At 62.7% G+C, this 16,821-nt stretch carries 15 protein-coding genes; 4 read left to right on the forward strand and 11 right to left on the reverse strand.

Going from position 1 to position 16,821, the window contains the following annotated elements; all coding sequences use genetic code 11:
• Positions 1-130: 130 nt before the first annotated feature.
• Entirely contained in the window at positions 131-1,111 is a 981-nt protein-coding gene (locus B9Z01_RS19540) for a tripartite tricarboxylate transporter substrate binding protein (protein WP_167387521.1), read from the forward strand.
• Here B9Z01_RS19540 and B9Z01_RS19545 read toward each other — a convergent pair whose 3' ends face one another.
• From B9Z01_RS19545 to B9Z01_RS19590, 10 genes are all read right to left on the reverse strand, one after another.
• A complete protein-coding gene (locus B9Z01_RS19545; RefSeq protein ID WP_085486001.1) occupies positions 1,112-1,858 on the reverse strand; it encodes an enoyl-CoA hydratase/isomerase family protein in 747 nt (248 codons plus the stop codon). It abuts the gene before it with no gap.
• 4 nt (positions 1,859-1,862) lie between these two features.
• Complete coding sequence (locus B9Z01_RS19550) at positions 1,863-3,968, reverse strand: acetate--CoA ligase family protein (RefSeq protein WP_085486003.1); 2,106 nt, start codon at positions 3,966-3,968, stop codon at positions 1,863-1,865.
• 10 nt (positions 3,969-3,978) lie between these two features.
• Positions 3,979-5,316 (reverse strand): class-II fumarase/aspartase family protein, encoded by a 1,338-nt coding sequence (locus B9Z01_RS19555; protein WP_085486005.1) that lies wholly within the window; start codon positions 5,314-5,316, stop codon positions 3,979-3,981.
• Between the two features lie 24 nt (positions 5,317-5,340).
• A complete protein-coding gene (locus B9Z01_RS19560; protein WP_143808997.1) occupies positions 5,341-6,324 on the reverse strand; it encodes a tripartite tricarboxylate transporter substrate binding protein in 984 nt (327 codons plus the stop codon).
• A gap of 25 nt (positions 6,325-6,349) precedes the next feature.
• A complete protein-coding gene (locus B9Z01_RS19565) occupies positions 6,350-7,948 on the reverse strand; it encodes a tripartite tricarboxylate transporter permease (RefSeq protein WP_085486009.1) in 1,599 nt (532 codons plus the stop codon).
• On the reverse strand, positions 7,945-8,463 hold the full coding sequence (locus tag B9Z01_RS19570) for a tripartite tricarboxylate transporter TctB family protein (protein WP_085486011.1): 519 nt from the start codon (positions 8,461-8,463) through the stop codon (positions 7,945-7,947). Before B9Z01_RS19570 ends, B9Z01_RS19565 begins: the two co-directional genes overlap by 4 nt.
• Positions 8,464-8,542: 79 nt before the next feature.
• Positions 8,543-9,895 carry an MmgE/PrpD family protein gene (locus tag B9Z01_RS19575; RefSeq protein WP_085486013.1) on the reverse strand — a complete coding sequence of 451 codons (1,353 nt, stop codon included), beginning with the start codon at positions 9,893-9,895 and terminating at the stop codon, positions 8,543-8,545.
• Between the two features lie 13 nt (positions 9,896-9,908).
• Entirely contained in the window at positions 9,909-11,063 is a 1,155-nt protein-coding gene (locus tag B9Z01_RS19580; RefSeq protein ID WP_085486015.1) for a CaiB/BaiF CoA transferase family protein, read from the reverse strand.
• 28 nt (positions 11,064-11,091) lie between these two features.
• Positions 11,092-11,430, reverse strand: coding sequence for a carboxymuconolactone decarboxylase family protein (locus B9Z01_RS19585; protein ID WP_085486017.1), 339 nt, complete (start codon positions 11,428-11,430; stop codon positions 11,092-11,094).
• Between the two features lie 144 nt (positions 11,431-11,574).
• The gene (locus tag B9Z01_RS19590; protein ID WP_167387522.1) at positions 11,575-12,435 is read right to left on the reverse strand and encodes an IclR family transcriptional regulator; all 861 of its coding nucleotides are present in this window, start codon (positions 12,433-12,435) and stop codon (positions 11,575-11,577) included.
• Between the two features lie 196 nt (positions 12,436-12,631).
• On the opposite strand from B9Z01_RS19590, the gene B9Z01_RS34975 reads away from it, so the two are divergent.
• The 3 genes from B9Z01_RS34975 (at position 12,632) to tcuC (ending at position 15,734) form a co-directional block, all read left to right on the forward strand.
• Positions 12,632-13,600, forward strand: a complete 969-nt coding sequence (locus B9Z01_RS34975) for a LysR family transcriptional regulator (protein ID WP_208626101.1) — start codon at positions 12,632-12,634, stop codon at positions 13,598-13,600.
• A gap of 32 nt (positions 13,601-13,632) precedes the next feature.
• Positions 13,633-14,235 carry a cysteine dioxygenase family protein gene (locus B9Z01_RS19610; RefSeq protein ID WP_085486513.1) on the forward strand — a complete coding sequence of 201 codons (603 nt, stop codon included), beginning with the start codon at positions 13,633-13,635 and terminating at the stop codon, positions 14,233-14,235.
• 200 nt (positions 14,236-14,435) lie between these two features.
• Complete coding sequence (gene tcuC, locus B9Z01_RS19615) at positions 14,436-15,734, forward strand: MFS transporter (protein ID WP_085486025.1); 1,299 nt, start codon at positions 14,436-14,438, stop codon at positions 15,732-15,734.
• Between the two features lie 57 nt (positions 15,735-15,791).
• On the opposite strand, the gene B9Z01_RS19620 is transcribed toward tcuC, so the two are convergent.
• A complete protein-coding gene (locus B9Z01_RS19620; RefSeq protein WP_085486027.1) occupies positions 15,792-16,541 on the reverse strand; it encodes an IclR family transcriptional regulator in 750 nt (249 codons plus the stop codon).
• Between the last annotated feature and the right edge of the window lie 280 nt (positions 16,542-16,821).

Here is a 16,821-nt window from a genome sequence, read left to right on the forward strand (position 1 = left end):
AAATGCCCGCCATGCATGCGTTCCGGAATACGGAACATCGGCGCTTGAATGGCAAAGCTGTCATATTGCTCAAACGAGGCCGTCTCGTCTCATGGGAACGAAGCCGGCCCGTCACCACAAGGAGACGCTCGTGAAAACGTTCAAGCCATGGCGCGCGCTGGCGGGCGTCGCGCTGACTCTCTCGCTCGTGCCTGCGCTCTGTCACGCGGACCCGGACTATCCCACCCGCCCCATACGCATGATCGTGCCGTTTACGCCGGGTGGCGCCTCCGATAACCTCGCGCGTGCCCTCGCCGCCGAATTGACGAAAAAGCTCGGGCAGAACGCGATCGTCGAGAACAAGCCGGGCGCGGGCACCGTGATCGGCTCGCAGTACGTCGCGCACGCATCGCCCGATGGCTATACGCTGCTGTGGGCCACCGCCCCGCTGGCGATCAACGCTTCGCTGATGAAGCATCTGCCCTACGACACGTTGAATGACCTAACCGCCGTCGTGGACGTGGCCTCGTCTCCGGAAGTCCTTGTGGTGAACAAGTCGGAGAACATCACGACGCTTCAGCAGCTCATCGACAAGGCAAAGCAGAATCCCGGCAAGCTGACCTACGGATCGTCGGGCATAGGCGGCTCGCCCCATCTGGCGACCGTGATGTTCGCCAACGACGCCGGCATCAAACTCACGCACGTGCCCTATCAAGGCTCTGCGCCCGCGGTGACGGCGGCCATGGCGGGTCAGGTGAATCTCGTCATCGACACGTTCCTCACATGCCTGCCGGGGATCAACGCGGGCACGCTGGTTCCGCTCGCGCAGACCGAGTCGAAGCGTTCGAGCGTGCTGCCCAACGTGCCGACGATGGCCGAAGCGGGCCTGAAAGGCTATCAGGCGAGCGCGTGGTTTTCGTTGCTCGCACCGGCGAAAATCCCGAAACCAATTGTCGACAAGCTGAACAAGACGGTGAACGAGATCATCAAGGAGCCGAAGTTTCAGGCGCTCTTTGCCCGCCAGGCGATCTTCATGGTCGGCGGCACGCCCGACGCGGCCGAGACGCATTTGAAGAACGAAGTCGCGCGGTGGCAGACCGCGGTCAAACAGTCGGGCGCATCGATCGAATAACTACTTGCCTTGATAGGTCGGCGCGCGCTTCTCGCGAAATGCCGCCGGCCCTTCCTTCGCATCGCTGCTTTCGCTGATCGTCGCGAGCTGCGCCTGGGTACGCGCCATGCGCTCCGCCGGCGATTGTGCAACCACGTCCTGCACGACCCAGCGCTTGAGCGTCTTCAGCACCAGCGGCGCCGATTGCGCCAGCTCGCGGGCGATCGCGAGTGCAGCATCGACATGCGCACCGCGCGGCGTCACCTCGTTGATGAGGCCCATCTGCATCGCGCGAGCGGCGCTGAAACGACGCCCCAGCAACATCACCTCCATTGCGAACTTGTGCGGTATGCGTCCTGCCATCGACGCAATGATGCCGCCGGTAAATCCGAGTTTTGCTTCGGGATACTGAAGAATAGCATTCTCCGATGCCACCACAAGGTCGCTCATCATCGCGAACACGAGACCGCCGCCTATGCACCAGCCGCCCACGGCCGCGATGACCGGCTTTTCGGTGCGAAAGCCGACCGTCGGCGTGCAGCGCCAGAATTCGGGCTTGTCGTTCAGGTCGGCGCCGGCGCAGAAGGCGTCGTCGCCCGCGCCGGTAAAAATCGCGACGCGCTGCTCCGAGCGATCGAATGCTTCGAACGCGCGCTGGATGTCGAGCGCGGCCTGGCTGTTCATGGCGTTCTTCTTGTGTGGCCGGTTCAGCGTGATCAGCGTCACGCCGTCGTCGAAATGCTCGACTATCACGGGACTATCGTTCATATTTTCACTCTCCTATACGCAGGCGCCCATCCACAGCGCAGCAGCGGTCGCCCGCGACCATCAGCGGATTGATATCGAGTTCGAAATCGCGATCGGCGAGATCCGCGGCAAGCCAGCTTACGCGCACGATCGCATCGACCACACCTGAAAGATCAAGACGTTCGCCGCGAAAACCCTCGAACAGCGGCCACAACGGCAAGCGGCGCAATAGTTCGACGACGCGGTCCGGCTCGACGGGGGCACGCGCGATCGCGCGTACGGGCAACAAATCGACCATCACGCCGCCCGCGCCGAATACGACGATCGGTCCGAAAGCCGCATCGCGCCGCGCGCCGACGATCATCTCAAGGCGCCCCTTGAATTGCGTCTGCACGGAGAGTCCTTCGATGCGCGCATCCGGCGCGCGCTTCGCCACGTCTGCACGAATCTGGCGGCAGGCAAGGCGCACCATCGCTTCGCTGTAGAGATCGATGCGTACGCCGCCGACGTCCGACTTGTGCACGATCTGCGGCGACACGACCTTCAGCACGACCGGGTAGCCGAACGCTTCCGCGAGCGCGACGACTTCGTTTTCATCGCGAGCAAGCTGCTCGCGGTTGACGGGCACGCCGTAGCGTTCGAACAGGCGTCGCGCGCCTTGCTCGCCATATACGCCCGCCGCCGGTGGCTCATGCGGTTCACGCGGGCAATGCTCGAGCCGCTCCGCGCGTCGCGACGACGTATACGTGGAGCGCGCACGCCACGCAGCGAGCACTTCCACTGCCTCGCGCAGATTGTTGCTGAACCATCTGCCGCGTTCGCGCAGCGTGCTACGCGCCGTGTCCGCAAGGCGTCCCGTCTCGAACACGTAGAGAGCGGGTTTTTTGGGCACACGGGAGGCGTCGGCCGAAAGCGCGTCGGCGACATCGGCAGCGAGTCTGTCGAGTGTCGGCGATGTGGTGATCGCGAAGAGCAGCGCATCGACGTCGGGGTCATCCGCGACCACCGACGCCGCGGTCCCCACCACGTCAGGCCCGTCACCGACGGTGCGTCCGCCGGTATCCACCGGATTACAGGACTGCGACGGCGCAAACCACGTGCTCAATTGCTCGCGTGTCGAATCCGATAGTGTGGCCATGCGCAGGCCGGCCGCCTCGATCTCATCCGCGGCGAGCGCGGCTTCGCCGCCCGACGGCGAGAACACCGCAATGCGTTCGATTTGCGCCTTTGGGTGCTCCGCGAGACTCGTTGCCAGAGCCATCATCGTGAGCGGGCTTTCCAGCAGCGTGACGTGCTCCTCGCGGCAGACCGCTTCGAACACGGCACGATCTCCCGCGATGCTCGCGGTGTGCGAGAACGCGGCCTTCGCCCCGGCTCGCGTGCGCCCGGCGCTGACCGCGAGCCATGGCTTGCCCGCCTGCCTCGCGCGCGCCGCGACTTGCGCAAAACGCCGCGGATCCTTTAGACCTTCGATATACGTGCAAATCACATCGGTGGCCGGATCGTCGATCATGAATTCGACGAAATCGCTCAACTCGAGATCCGCCTGATTGCCTACCGAAATCACATGGGAGAACGCGATGCCCAGTTCCTTGGCTTTGTCGAAGATGGTTCCCATCAGCGCGCCGCTCTGACTGACGAAGCCCACGCGCCCCAACGGTAGTCCAGCGGCCGCGAGCGCGGTCGATGAGCACAGCACCACGCGATTCGCCGGGCTGATGATGCCAAGGCAATTCGGTCCGACGAGCCGCATGCCGCTTTCGCGCGCAATGGCCACGATTTCGCGCTCCAGCGCGGCGCCTTCGGGACCGGCGTCGGAGAAGCGCGAGGTAATGATGATCGCCGCCTTCACGCCGCGCGCCGCGCACGCTTCGATCGTTTCGCGCACTTGCGGCTGCGGGATCGCCATGATCGCCACATCAGGCGCCTCGGGCGTCGCGGCGATTTGCGCGAACGTCTTCGTGCCTAGAAGTGTTTCTCGCGCGGGATTGATCGGCATGATGCGGCCACGATAGCCGTGCGACAGCAGCATTCTGAAGAGCCGGCCGCCGTACTTGTTTTGATCCTCGGAAGCGCCGATCACCGCGACCGAAGCCGGATTCATCAATATGCCGACCGCGCAGTTTCCCATGACGATGCCCTTAGTCCGCGTGCGCCGCGAGTACGTTGTCGACCGCCTGTTCCGCAAGCCCGATGTAGTTGCGCGGATCGAGCGCGCTGGCCAGTTCGCGCTCGCCGAGATGCTTCATCGTTTCGGGGTCCGCGCGCAATACGTCGCCGAGCGGCCGCCCTTCCCTCAGGGCCGCGCTGCAAAGACGGGACACCATATGATGCGCGTTCTTGCGCCCGATCTTCGGCGCCAGCGCCATCATCACGCTCTCGGCCATCACCTGACCGTTGGTGAGGTCGAGATTCGTGCGCATGCGTCCGGTATGCACCACGAGGCCGGCCAGCACGACGTGCATCTGCGTCACTGCCGCATGCGCGTGCTGAAAGATCTGCGGGACAGCAATCGTTTCGAAGTGCCCTTGCCAGTCGCGCTCGAAGTCCTGCACCATCGATTCCATGACGACTGGCAGTTGCTGCGCGGCCATCTTGCCGTGCACGATGACGAGCTCGGGCACGACGGTGTTGTGCTTGTGCGGCATCGCAGAACTCGTGCCACGGCTCTCGCCGCCGCCTTCCGATGCCTCACCCACCTCGTCGCGCGTCATGATGGTGAGCGTCTTCGCGATGCTCGCCATCGACTGCGCAATCGATGCGATCGTGAACGCCACTTGCGCCACACGATCGCGCGACGCGAACCACGCAATCTCCACCGCTTCGAGGCCCAGTTCGGCCATCAAGGCACGCTGCACGTCAATGCCCTTCGGCCCTACCGCGGCGAACGTGCCGATCGCACCACCGAATTGCCCCGCGAGCGTTTGCGCCCGCAGCACGGCGAGGCGGCTACATTGCCGCTCGACTTCGCTATACCAGACCGCGCAACGAAAGCCGAACGTCGATGGCAACGCATGCTTGCCGTGCGTGCGCGCGATCATCAGCGTCGAGCGATGCCGCGCTGTCATCTCGCGCAGCTTGCGGCGCACCTTGTGCAGGTCGGTTTCGAGCGTGGCGAGCGCGTCGCGTACTTGCAAGACGAAGGACGTATCGGTGATGTCGCGCGTGGTCGATCCCCAGTGCAGGTATTCGCCCGCCGCGCCACAGTGCTGCGCAAACTGCTCGACGAAAGGCATCACGGGATAGCCGACCGCTTCGACATCGTTGCGATAGCGCTCCCAGTCGATTTCGAACGACGGTGCCTTCGCCGCGATGTCGCGATACGCCGATTCGGGAATCACGCCAAGCGACGCCTCTACCTTCGCGAGCGCAATCTCCACTTTCAGGTAATTGGCAATGCGCGTGTCGTCGGAAAAGATCGCGCGCATAGCCTCGGTGCCGAAAAGATTGCGCACCACTTTCGATGTGAAAACGGACATGAGGTCTCCTGAGGTGCCTGAAAGCTATTGCGGCCGGATGCCGGCCGCCTTGATGGTCTCGGCCCAGCGACGGGTTTCCTCGGCGAGGTATTGCCCGAACCAGGCGGAACTCTCGATCGTTGGGTCCGAGCCCAGATTGACGAGTTGCGATTTGAGCGGATCGCCGCCCACCGCGTGATTCACCGCGGCATTGAGCTTCGCGACGATCGGCGCGGGCGTACCCGACGGCGCGAGCAAGCCGTACCAGGCGGCGACGTTCATGTCTTTTACGCCGGCTTGCGTCATGGTCGGCACATCGGGTAAGAGCGGCGAACGCTGCACGCTCGTTACCGCCAGCGCCTTGAGCTGATGCGTGAGGACCAGGGGCTTCGCGGTCGGGATATTGACGAAGCTGTAGTCCACCTCGCCGCTGATCACGGCCGTGACAGACGGCGCGCTGCCCTTGTAGGGAATATGCGTGCTTTTTACGCCCGTTCGTATCTTGAATAATTCGCCCGATAGATGCTGCGTGCTGCCATTGCCGGACGAAGAGAAGTTGCCGCCGTCGGGTTTGTTCTTTTCATAGGCGATGAGTTCGCTCACGGAATTGACCGGCAGTTTCGGATTGACGACCAGTAAATTCGCGCTCTGTGCAAACATCGCAATGGGCGCGTAGGCCGTGAGCGGATTCTCGCTGACTTTCGGAAAGAGGCTCGGATTCACCGTGAGCGCCGACGACGCCACGAGCAGCGTATAGCCATCCGGATCGGCGCGCGCGACATAAGTGTCGGCAATATTCTGTCCCGCGCCCGGACGATTCTCCACGATCACCGACCGTCCGAACGCAAGCGACAACTGCTTTTGCAGGAGCCGAGCCATGATGTCCGCGCCGCCGCCTGGCGGGTAACCGACAATCAGGCGAATCGGATGATCGGGATAATGCGCGGCGCCGTCATCAGCTGCCTGCGCGCCCACGCTGACAAGGCCGGCAAGCGCCGCGATCAGCAACACACGACGATGTGGGTTCACACGCGATTCCTCCACCAAAGCAAGTTCAACGATGATCCGCGTGCGCAAGCGGCGGCTCGCGGCCGTTATCGAGTCGCGGATCGTTCACGGTCGGGGTTTGCGCAGGCACGCCCGGCTGCGTGCCTCTGCGGTTTCGCATCGCCGCGCGCATGGCAAAAAATGCCTGCAACAGAATCAGCAGCGCACACGCGGCCATGAAGCACGCGCTGATCGGCCGTTCGACGAACACCGCCAGGTTGCCATGCGAAAGCAGAAGCGCACGACGGAAGTTCTCTTCGACCATGGGTCCGAGCACGTAGCCGAGCAGGATCGGCGCGACGGGAAAATCGAGCGCGACGAACACCGCGCCGATCAGGCCGAACACGAGGACCTCACCCACTTCGAACAGACTGTTGTTCGTGCTATATACGCCCACTGCGATAAAGAACAACGCCGCCGGAAAGAGAAAGCGATAAGGAACCTGCAACACTTTCACCCATATCTGGATCAGCGGCACGTTCAGCAGTACGAGTAATACATTGCCGACCCAGAAGCTGGCAATCAAGCCCCAGAAGATGTCCGCGTGTTCGCTGATGAGTTGCGGCCCCGGCTGGATGCCTTGAATCAGCAGCGCACCGAGGATCAGCGCCATCACGGGGTCGCCGGGAATGCCGAGGCTCATCGTTGGAATGAAGTCGACCTGCGTCTTCGAATGCGACGAGGCCTCCGGAGCAGCCACACCCTCCAGCGCACCTTGCCCGAAGCGTTCTGGCTTGCGCGCAATCTTCTTTTCGAGCGCGTAGGCGATGAAGGTCGTGATCGTCGGCCCGGTTCCCGGCATCGCGCCGAACAGCGTGCCTACCGACGTACCGCGCACAATCGGCCAGAACGCCTGCTTCAGCTCCCTGATGCTTGGGCGCATATCGCGTAGGCTCAGCTTCACGCCGCTGCCCACGGCATGCATGCGGTTCACGTTGCGCAAAAACTCCGTCACGCCGAAGAGCCCGAGCGCGAGCGCGACGAGCTGGACACCGTCTGCGAGTTCGACAAAACCGAAGGTGAAGCGCATCACGCCCGTGTTCACGTCAGTGCCGACCACGCCGGCAAGGAGACCGATCACGGTCATGCACACACCTTTGAGCGGCGAGCCGCTCGACATCGTGCCGCCCGCGATCAGGCCGAGCAGCATAATGGAGAACAGCTCGGCGGGCCCGAACTTGAACGCGATCGAAACCAGCAAGGGCGACGCGAAGATCATCACGATAATGCCCACCGACGCTGCGAAGAACGACGCGATCATCGTGATGCCGAGTGCGGTCCCACCCTTGCCCGCGCGTGTCATCGGATAGCCGTCCAGACAGGTGACCGCGTGCGGCGGATGGCATGGCAGATTCAGCAGGATCGCGCCAATCGCGCCTCCATATTGCGAGCCGTAGAAAATGCCGGCGAGCATCAGTATCGCGGCGACCGGGTGCATCGTATAAGTGAGCGGCAAAAGAATGGAGATCGCCGAGAGCGGTCCCATGCCGGGCAACACGCCAATGAGATTGCCCACCAGCACGCCGAAGAACGACCACATCAGGTTGTGCCATTCGAGCGCGACGCCGAAGCCCTGCCATAAATCAGCCAGAGAATGCCCGATCATGAGTTCCCCCATGCGAGAAGCGGAAACTGCAATTGCAGCGCCCACCAGAAGATGACCACGGCTACCAGCGTGATGACCACCGCGAGCGTGAGCGCGCTCTTCCAGGTGTTGTCGCGGTCGCCGAATGCGGAGATGAACGTGATGGCGAACGACGCCGGTAGCAGCCCACCCCACTTGCCGAGAACCACGAACGCGACGATGCTCGCGATGATGCAGAGCCAGCCCCGCCATTCGGGACCGGCGCTCGCGAGCGGCGCGCCTTCGTGCCGGAGCTTGCGTAGCGACGGACGCTTTGCCGTGCCCGCGATGCTCAGGCCGAGCAGAATCAGGATCGCGCCAAGGCAGGTCGGAAAGAATCCCGGGCCCATATGCGTGAGGCTGCCGAAGTTGTAATGCAGTCCGCGCACGACGGCGCTTGCGCCAATCAGGCACATCAACGCGCCGCCATAGTAGTCGCGCCGATATCCGCTCAGGAAGCCCCGGCGGCCGGCGTCGGCTATTCCTTGTCCGTTCATGTCAGTCGTCTCCGTGTTTCTCACCCGATTGGCACGCTGTAGTCTTGCAGGTCTTTTTGCGCGTCGATCCCGATTGCCCTCACAGCAGGTCGGCCACCTCCGCGATATCGTCCGCAGCGTCGAGCGACCAGAGCGGCTGCAACGCCTGCATGTGCCTTTCGTGATGCCGCATCCCCGCGGCGTTCGCGCAAAACTTGTCGACGAGATCGTCGTCGGTGAGCGGATTGGCCAGATGTCCGCGCGGATGATCGACGCGCACGCTCACGCTTTCGCCATCGCGCAGCCACGCCTGCGCCGTGCATTGACCGCGCGAAAGCGTAGGATCGACGACGAATTCAATCGCGCGACGCAACGGCACGAGCCGCGCATCTCCAACGCGTTCGTCGGCGTATTGCGCGAGGCCGGCCGCATCGTCGGTGAGCGCGACGGCCGCTGAGTGCGTCGCGCTGAACTTGCCTTCAAGGCCGTTGGCGGGCTCGTCGATACGGGTTGAGGCATCGAGCGTGCCGGCGGGCATCCCGCATACGATTCGCTCGACGCGCTCCGGCGTGACGCCATGCTTGCGGCGCAGCGCGAACATCGCATCGATCGCCGCGTGATGCGGCAGGCAACAGGCATAGGGCTTGTACATGTTGCGCTGGAGCTCGAAGCGCGTGCCCAGCTCATCGAGCGCGGAACTCAGATCGAACTCGCGCGCATGGAGCTTCGCGAAGCCGAGCGGGCCTTCAATCGCTATCGTCGAGCTCGTCACGCCTTCGCGCGCCGCCAGCGCGGATAGCACGCCGTTCATCGCAGCCTTGCCAACCTGAAACGGCTTGCCCATCGACCCGTGGTTCTGGCGCGAGCCGCTCGCCTGCGAAGCAGCCATGCCGAGCGCGTGGCACATCGCGTCTGCATTGAGGCCGAGCAGCCTGCCCGCCGCGACCGTGGCGGCGAAAGTGCCGCACGTTGGCGTGTTCTGCCAGCCCTCTATGTAGATGGACGGATTGAGCGCCCGCGCGATGCGCGCCCCCACGTCCCAGCCCGCGATGAAGGCGAGGATCACGTCGCGGCCATTCCCGTGAAGCATTTGCCCAGTCGCCCAAACCGCCGACGCAACGGTAACCGATCCGTGATAGAAGAAGTCCGCATGCGTGTCGTCGAAATCCAGCGCGTGGCCCGCCGCGCAATTGATGAACGCTGCGGTCATGACATCCGCCTTGTACTCGTCGCCAATCAGGCGCGCTTCCGGTTCGCCGCCACGCTTCGCATAGATGCGCTTGAGCTTTCCGATCAACGGCTCGCGGCTTCCCGCGAGCGCGACGCCCAGATAATCGATTAACGCGCGCTTTGCTTCGTGGACCACCTCATGCGGCACATCGCGCCAGGCAAGGTCAACCGCAAACTCCGCGAACATCCGCGACACTTCGATTCCTGCCCGCGCATCGTCCATCGTGGTCTCCTTCTCATTGCGCCGCGCGAAGGGCAGACGTCACTTCTTCCGTATGCTCGCCGAGCGCGGGAGGCGCGAGCCGTATCGGCAGATTGCGGCCGCTCACGCGAATGGGCGAAACGAAGGTCTGCGTTTTCAGGCCATTGGGCAATACGAGCGGCTGTACCCAGCCCATGTGCTCTACTTGTGGATCGGCGAGCACCTGCGAATAGGAGTTGATCGGCGCGCACGGCACGCCCGCGCCACGGAATTCGGCTAACCAGTGCTCCGCATCGTGCGCGGCGAATTCCGCCTCGAGCAGATCGCGCAATTCGATCTGATTGCGCGCGCGGTCGCCCGTATTGAGGAAGCGTGCGTCGTCGCGCCATTCGGGATGCTTCATCACCTTGCATACGGAAGCCCACAGCGCATTGTTGCCGGCGGCCATGCCAAAAAACGCATCGCGCGCCCTGAACGCCTGATACGGGGCGTTGCGCGGATGCGCGGAGCCCAGCCTGGCGGGATCTCGGCCGCTGCCGAAGTATTCGGACGTCTGCAGCGCGGCAATGCCGAGCGTCGAACCGAGCATCGACACGTCGATATGTGCGCCTTTTCCGCTCGCCCGCACGCGCAGGAGTTCCGAGACGATCGCGAACGCACCGTACAGACCCGACGAAAAATCGGCGAGCGGCACGCCGCACTTCACGGGTGCGCCCTCCGCTTCGCCCGTCACGCTCATGATGCCGCTCATGGCCTGCACCGTGAGATCGAAGCCGCCTTCCTGCGCACGCGGGCCGGTCTGTCCGTAAGCGGAAATCGAGCAGTAAAGCAGGCGCGGATTGGCTTCCTTCAAATCCGCATAGCCGAGACCGAGCCGATCCATCACGCCGGGCCGGTTGTTCTCGACGACGACATCGGCTTCGCTCATCAACGCCTTCGCGACGGCGAGGTCAGCGGGCGATTTCAGGTTGAGGGCAACCGAACGCTTGTTGCGGTTGAGCGAAGCGAAGTTCTCGCTATAACCGTCCGATAACGGCGGCCACGCGCGCAACGTGTCGCCGCCTTCCGGGTGTTCGAGCTTCACCACATCCGCGCCCATGTCGGCGAGCAGCATCGCACAGAACGGTCCGGCGGCGACGTTGCACACCTCGATGACCCGCACCCCCGCTAGCGCCAGTTCTTCTTTCATGCTGCGGCTCCCGATGTGAGTACGCCTTTTACTTGAGACCCTGCATCGCTTCCATCGCGTGCAGCGAATAGACGTACGCCGCACCAGCGTTCAATGCGATGGCCGTGCCGCACGCATCCGAGATTTCGGCCTCGGTCGCACCCGCCTGGATGGCCGCGGACACATGCGAGCTGATGCAGCCGTCGCACCGCGTCGTGACCGCCACGGCGATCGCGATCAACTCGCGTGTTTTCGCATCGAGCGCGCCATTCGAGCCCTGCGCAGCCGCGAGACCGCGATACGCTTCGAGCATCCCCGGATTGCTCTTGCCGATGAGATTCGAAGAACGCTTCAAGGTGCCGAGCAACTCACTCCAGTTGAGGAACATGTGTCTTCTCCGTTTGACAGTTAGCAAGACCTCGCGGCAAGAGCCGTTGTGAAAACCGTGCAGCTGGAGACGATGGTAGAGGCGCGACGTCGGGAAACGCGAGCGTTCCATTTGGTTGAACCGCTGCGCTTTCTGGCGGGTGGTTCAAAGGCTCGCATGCTTGAGTTCCGGCAGAGCATGCGATTTGCGCGCAGGAAAAGAAGGCGTGGCTTGCCCCGTACTGCGCCAGTGGTTCGTCACGCTCAGCAGCAGCGCATACGGGGGCACGGTGCCCGACATCGTGGACAGCGTCTGCCCCGCTTCGCGCACATGATCGATGAGCGACTCGCGGCGTATCCCGTTCAGCCGCTCGGCGGGCCCCGAAATGCCGATGGCGGCGACTACCGTGCCTGCGTCGTCGAAGATGGGCGACGCGAGGCCGTGAATGCCGAGCCGCCATTCGCCGCAATTGCTTGCGTAGCCTTGCGCGCGAATCTGCGCCATCTCCGTGAGAAATGCCCGGGGCTCGGTAATGGTATTGGCCGTGGCGGGCGACAAATGCTCTGCGGCGATCGCGAGCCAATGCGGCCCGCGAAACGCCATCATCGCCTTGCCTGTCGCCACGCAATGCGCGGGCACGCGCCCGCCGATCTGGCTATAGGCGCGCACCGGGTTGGTCGCGGCCTCAAGCTTGTGCACGTAGACCACGTCGTGCTGATCGAGCACGGAGAGATGCACGCTTTCGCCGGTCTCGTCGACGAGCGCGTGCATCACGCTTTCGGCATGCCGGCGCAGGTCGAAACCGGGCAGCGCCGCCGAAGCCACTTCCCACAGCTTGATCGACACGCGATAGCGCCCCGAATTGCACTGCTCGACATAACGCTCGTCGACGAGCGCCTGCAGCAGCCGGTGCACGCCGCTCTTCGGCATGCCCGCCGCGACCGCCAGCTCGCTGACGCCCATTGATTCGCCGCGCCGCGCGAGCACTTCCAGCAGGCACAGCCCCTTGATCAGGGTGTTGTTCATCGACCACCTCATCGGTTGCACGATTCAACGCGGCGCTGATTTCGTCTGCAGATTGCCGGAACACGCCGTCATAAACATTATCCAAACTGTAGATAAAAATTCACTTCGAAATTCCCATAATGGATATTTATACGAAGCTGACCTATGCTCCGTTCGGAAGTGCGCATGGGTTCAACGAAGCGTCGCCGGAGCGAAAATGAAACTGGAAGACATCCATGCGTTCGTCGCAGTGGTGAGAAGCGCGTCGATCACGGGCGCGGCCGAGGCGCTCTTTACGCGTCAGCCGGCTATCACACGGCGTGTGCAGAGCCTCGAGAAGGACCTGGGCGTCGTGCTGCTCGACCGCAACGTGAAGCCGAGCCGGCCCACCCAGATCGGCCGCCGTGTCTATGAGCTATGCCTGAACGTCGTGCGCGATATCGCGTTGATCGACGAGTTCGTGCGCGAGGATGCCGCGCCGTCGGGGCGCTTGCGTCTGGGGGTGGCGGAAGTGCTGGCCGAGATCGCGCTCCTCGACGCGGTGCCCGGATTGCGCCGGGAATACCCTGATGTGCAGATCGATGTCGCTTCAGGATGGAGCACCGAGATCGTCGCCAGCCTGCTCGAGGGCGAGATGGACGGCTCGATCGCCGTACTGCCCGAGGGCGCGCGCTTTGACAGCGGCTTCTCGTCCGTGTCGATCGGCGTTCTGCCGATGGTCGTCGTCGCACAGAAAGGCGCAGTTTCAGGACGCAAGCGGCTTGCCGAACTGCACGGCATGGAGTGGATCCTGAGCCCCGAAGGCTGCGGCTTTCGCGACATCCTGCGGCGTGCCTTCAGCGATCTCGGCATGCCGTTCGCTGTGAGAATTTCCACGTTCGGCACCGAGCAGAAACTCGGCCTCGTCGCGCGCGGCGCGGGCTTGGGTTTTGTGCCCGAGCGCATGCTCGAAGCGAGCGAGTACCTGCCGCAATTGCAGCGCGTCGAAATCGTGGATTTTCAGCCGATACCACACATATGGCGCGTGCATCCCGACAATCTCGGTCGCCTCGCCGCGTGTGTGCATCGCTTCGGCGAAGCGATCATCGAGGCGCTGGCGTCGCCCGGCCCGGCGCGTTCCACCCGCCACCGAACGCGTCAGCACCGTCGTGCGGCAGACGAGCGCAAACACGACAACGCGGGTTGACCTTTCACCTCGTCTTCGAACCGGAGATCACCATGAGCATTGCGCGCTTGCGCGAATTCGTCAGCGAACTCACCGATATCGTGCGCGACGGCGTGCCTGAAGCCTCCATCCTCGCGCAGATGCGCGCGCCGATGTCACGACTGCTCGCCAACGACGACTGGTTACCGGACGCATTCGCCTCGCCGCATCCCGCGCACTATCAGCAGTACTTACTGCATTGCGATCCGAAGCAGCGCTTTTCCGTGGTGAGTTTTGTGTGGGGTCCCGGGCAGAAGACGCCGATTCACGACCACACCGTGTGGGGCATGATCGGCATGTTGCGCGGCTCGGAGGAATCGACGCGCTTCGAGACGGACGGCAATGGCAAGCCGATGCGTATCGGCGAAACAACCGTTCTCGCGGCTGGCGATATCGATTGCGTGTCGCCCGCGAGAGGCGATGTCCATCGGGTGCGTAACGTGCATGACGACCGCGTATCGATCAGCATCCATGTGTACGGGGCGAATATAGGACGCGTGCAACGCCACGTGTTCGATCCGGCAACGGGTGACGTCAAGGATTTCGTGTCCGGGTTCTCGTCCGATGTCGTGCCGAATTTATGGGCGCTTGGCAATGACAATGAGGCTGCCGGTTAGACAGGGACGCGTTGCGCTTTTCCGTGCTGTCGACATGCCGCGCCTTACCTCTCGCGTCATCTCTCCTGGGGAATTCCCTCGATCTTCTCCCTTCGTCTTGACCGTCATTTTCTATGGTGAGAGCATGAATCGTCAATATTTGATTCATGCGTCCTATTTTTTAGGACGATAGACAAACCAACACCGAACCTGGAGACGTGATGGAGACGCAACCGAAGGGGCAAGCCACGGCCGGAACCGTGGTGCGCGTAGTCAGCGGTAACTTCCTCGAGATGTACGATTTCATGGTCTACGGCTTCTATGCGTCGGCGATCGCGAAGGCGATGTTTCCGGGCAACAACGAGTTCGTGTCGCTCATGCTGTCACTCGCGACGTTCGGCATGGGTTTCCTGATGCGGCCGCTGGGCGCGATCGTGCTCGGCTCATACATGGATAGGCATGGACGGCGCGCCGGCTTGCTACTCACACTCGCGCTGATGTCGATTGGCGTGCTGCTGATTGCCGTCACCCCGACTTACGCCAGCATCGGCGTCCTCGCGCCGACGCTCGTCATCTTCGGCCGCTTGCTGCAGGGTTTCTCCGCCGGCGCGGAGTCGGGCGGCGTGTCGGTCTATTTATCGGAAATCGCTCCGCCGGGACGCCGTGGCTTCTTCGTATCGTGGCAGTCCGCGAGTCAGCAGCTTTCGGTATTGCTCGCGGCGGTCCTCGGCGTTGCGTTGCGCTTCACGCTCACGGACGAGCAGATGAACACATGGGGCTGGCGCATCCCTTTCCTGCTCGGCTGCTCGATCGTTCCCGTGCTTTTCTGGATTCGCCGCTCAGTGCGGGAGTCTCACGCATTCGAAATGCGCAAACGCCAGACCGTTGGCGAAATCTTCTCGTCGCTGGCGCAAAGCTGGCGCACCATTTTCTGGGCGATGATGCTAGTGAGCCTCACCAGCATCATGTTCTATCTCATCACGGCCTACACACCGACGTTTGGCCGCGTCGAGCTGGGACTGAAGCCCATCGACACGTTCTACGTGACCACATGCGTCGCGCTCGTCACCTTTACGATGATCCCGGTGATGGCGGCAGTTTCGGACCGCATTGGCCGCCGTCCTTTGCTGATCGGTTCCTCGTTGACGATCGCTCTCGTGAGCTATCCGGCCATGACGTGGCTGGTTGCAGCGCCGTCGTTCACCAGTCTTCTACTCGTCGAAATGGGTTTCGCGTTCCTGTACGCCACCTATCAAGCGGCGCTCGTGGTCACCCTTACCGAGATCATTCCGGCCAACGTACGCGGCACCGGCTTTTCGCTCGCATATAGTCTCTCGCAGGCCGTGTTCGGCGGATTTACGCCTGCGATCTGTACGGCCCTGATTCATGTCACGGAGAACAAGGCGATGCCCGGCGTCTGGCTTGTCATCGGGGCACTGTTCGCCCTGCTCTCGACCCTCGTGATCGTACGCGGGAACAACCGGCACGTCGAAAGCCTGTCCACGGGCGCTGTCTCATAGTTCGCGCGCCGATTGCCGAGCCATTCAAGGTCGCCGTGATTTCACGGCGACCCTCGATTACTGACGGAATCCCATCGCCCGCGAAATCTTCAGTGCGATGTCCTGAACCGCGGGCGCAAGCTCTTTCATGCGCTTCACGCTGAGCCGCTCCAGGGGCCCGGAAATCCCGATCGCCGCAGTCACCGAATTGAAGGCGTCGAAAATGGGCGCGGCCACACCGCCCACGCTCTCACGCCATTCGCCGCGATTGATCGCATAGCCATTGGCCCTCGCGCGGGAGAGCTCCAGTTTCAGCGCTGGCAGATCCGTGATGGTCGCTTTGGTGTAGGCCACGAGCTCGGTCAGATACCGCGCGATGTACTGATCGCTCTGCTGAGCAAGCAGAATCTTGCCTGTCGCGACACAGTAGGCAGGCGCGTGGCCGCCCAGCACGGAATACGCCCGCACGGGCTGCAGGCTTTCTACCTTGTCCACGTACACGACCGAACCGCCGTCGAGAATCGACAGGTGTACCGTCTCCTGCGTCAGCTCCATAAGCGCACGCATGTGGCCGGCCGCAAACTGACGCACGTCGATTTGCGCCATCTGCCTCGCGCCAAGCTCGAATAGCTTGAACGTGCTGCGATAGTTGCCGGTGGCCTCGTCGCGGGTGGCGTAACCCGCGTGTGCCAGCGTCTGCAATGTCCGGTGCGTATTACTCCTGGTCAACCCTACCTTTTCCGCCAGAACCGGGATGGTCACCGGCTTGCCGTTCTGATCGGCAAGCATTTCCAGCAGCATCAAGCCCTTCAGCAGCGTCTTGTCCATGGTCCTGAATGCTGGGATAAAGAACTCATTCTACATCCGCTCATCGACAGTTTGCGCCTGGGTCGCGCCAATGCAATGCCCGGGCGTAGATGAAAAATGATCCTGTCGATGCGACATCTATCGGTATTTTCCCCATTCCTTAAATCCTATTTTATAGGATGACCATATCATTTTTTGGTTTACACAGGAATTCATCGCGTTCAGAATAGGCTTTACGCGCAGTACCACCCGCCGCGGCGCCTGTTCCAGCGCCGCGACAATCCAAACAGACAGCACGAGG

Origin of the sequence: Paraburkholderia susongensis (assembly GCF_900177725.1) — a bacterium.
GTDB classification, from domain to species: Bacteria; Pseudomonadota; Gammaproteobacteria; order Burkholderiales; family Burkholderiaceae; genus Paraburkholderia; species Paraburkholderia susongensis.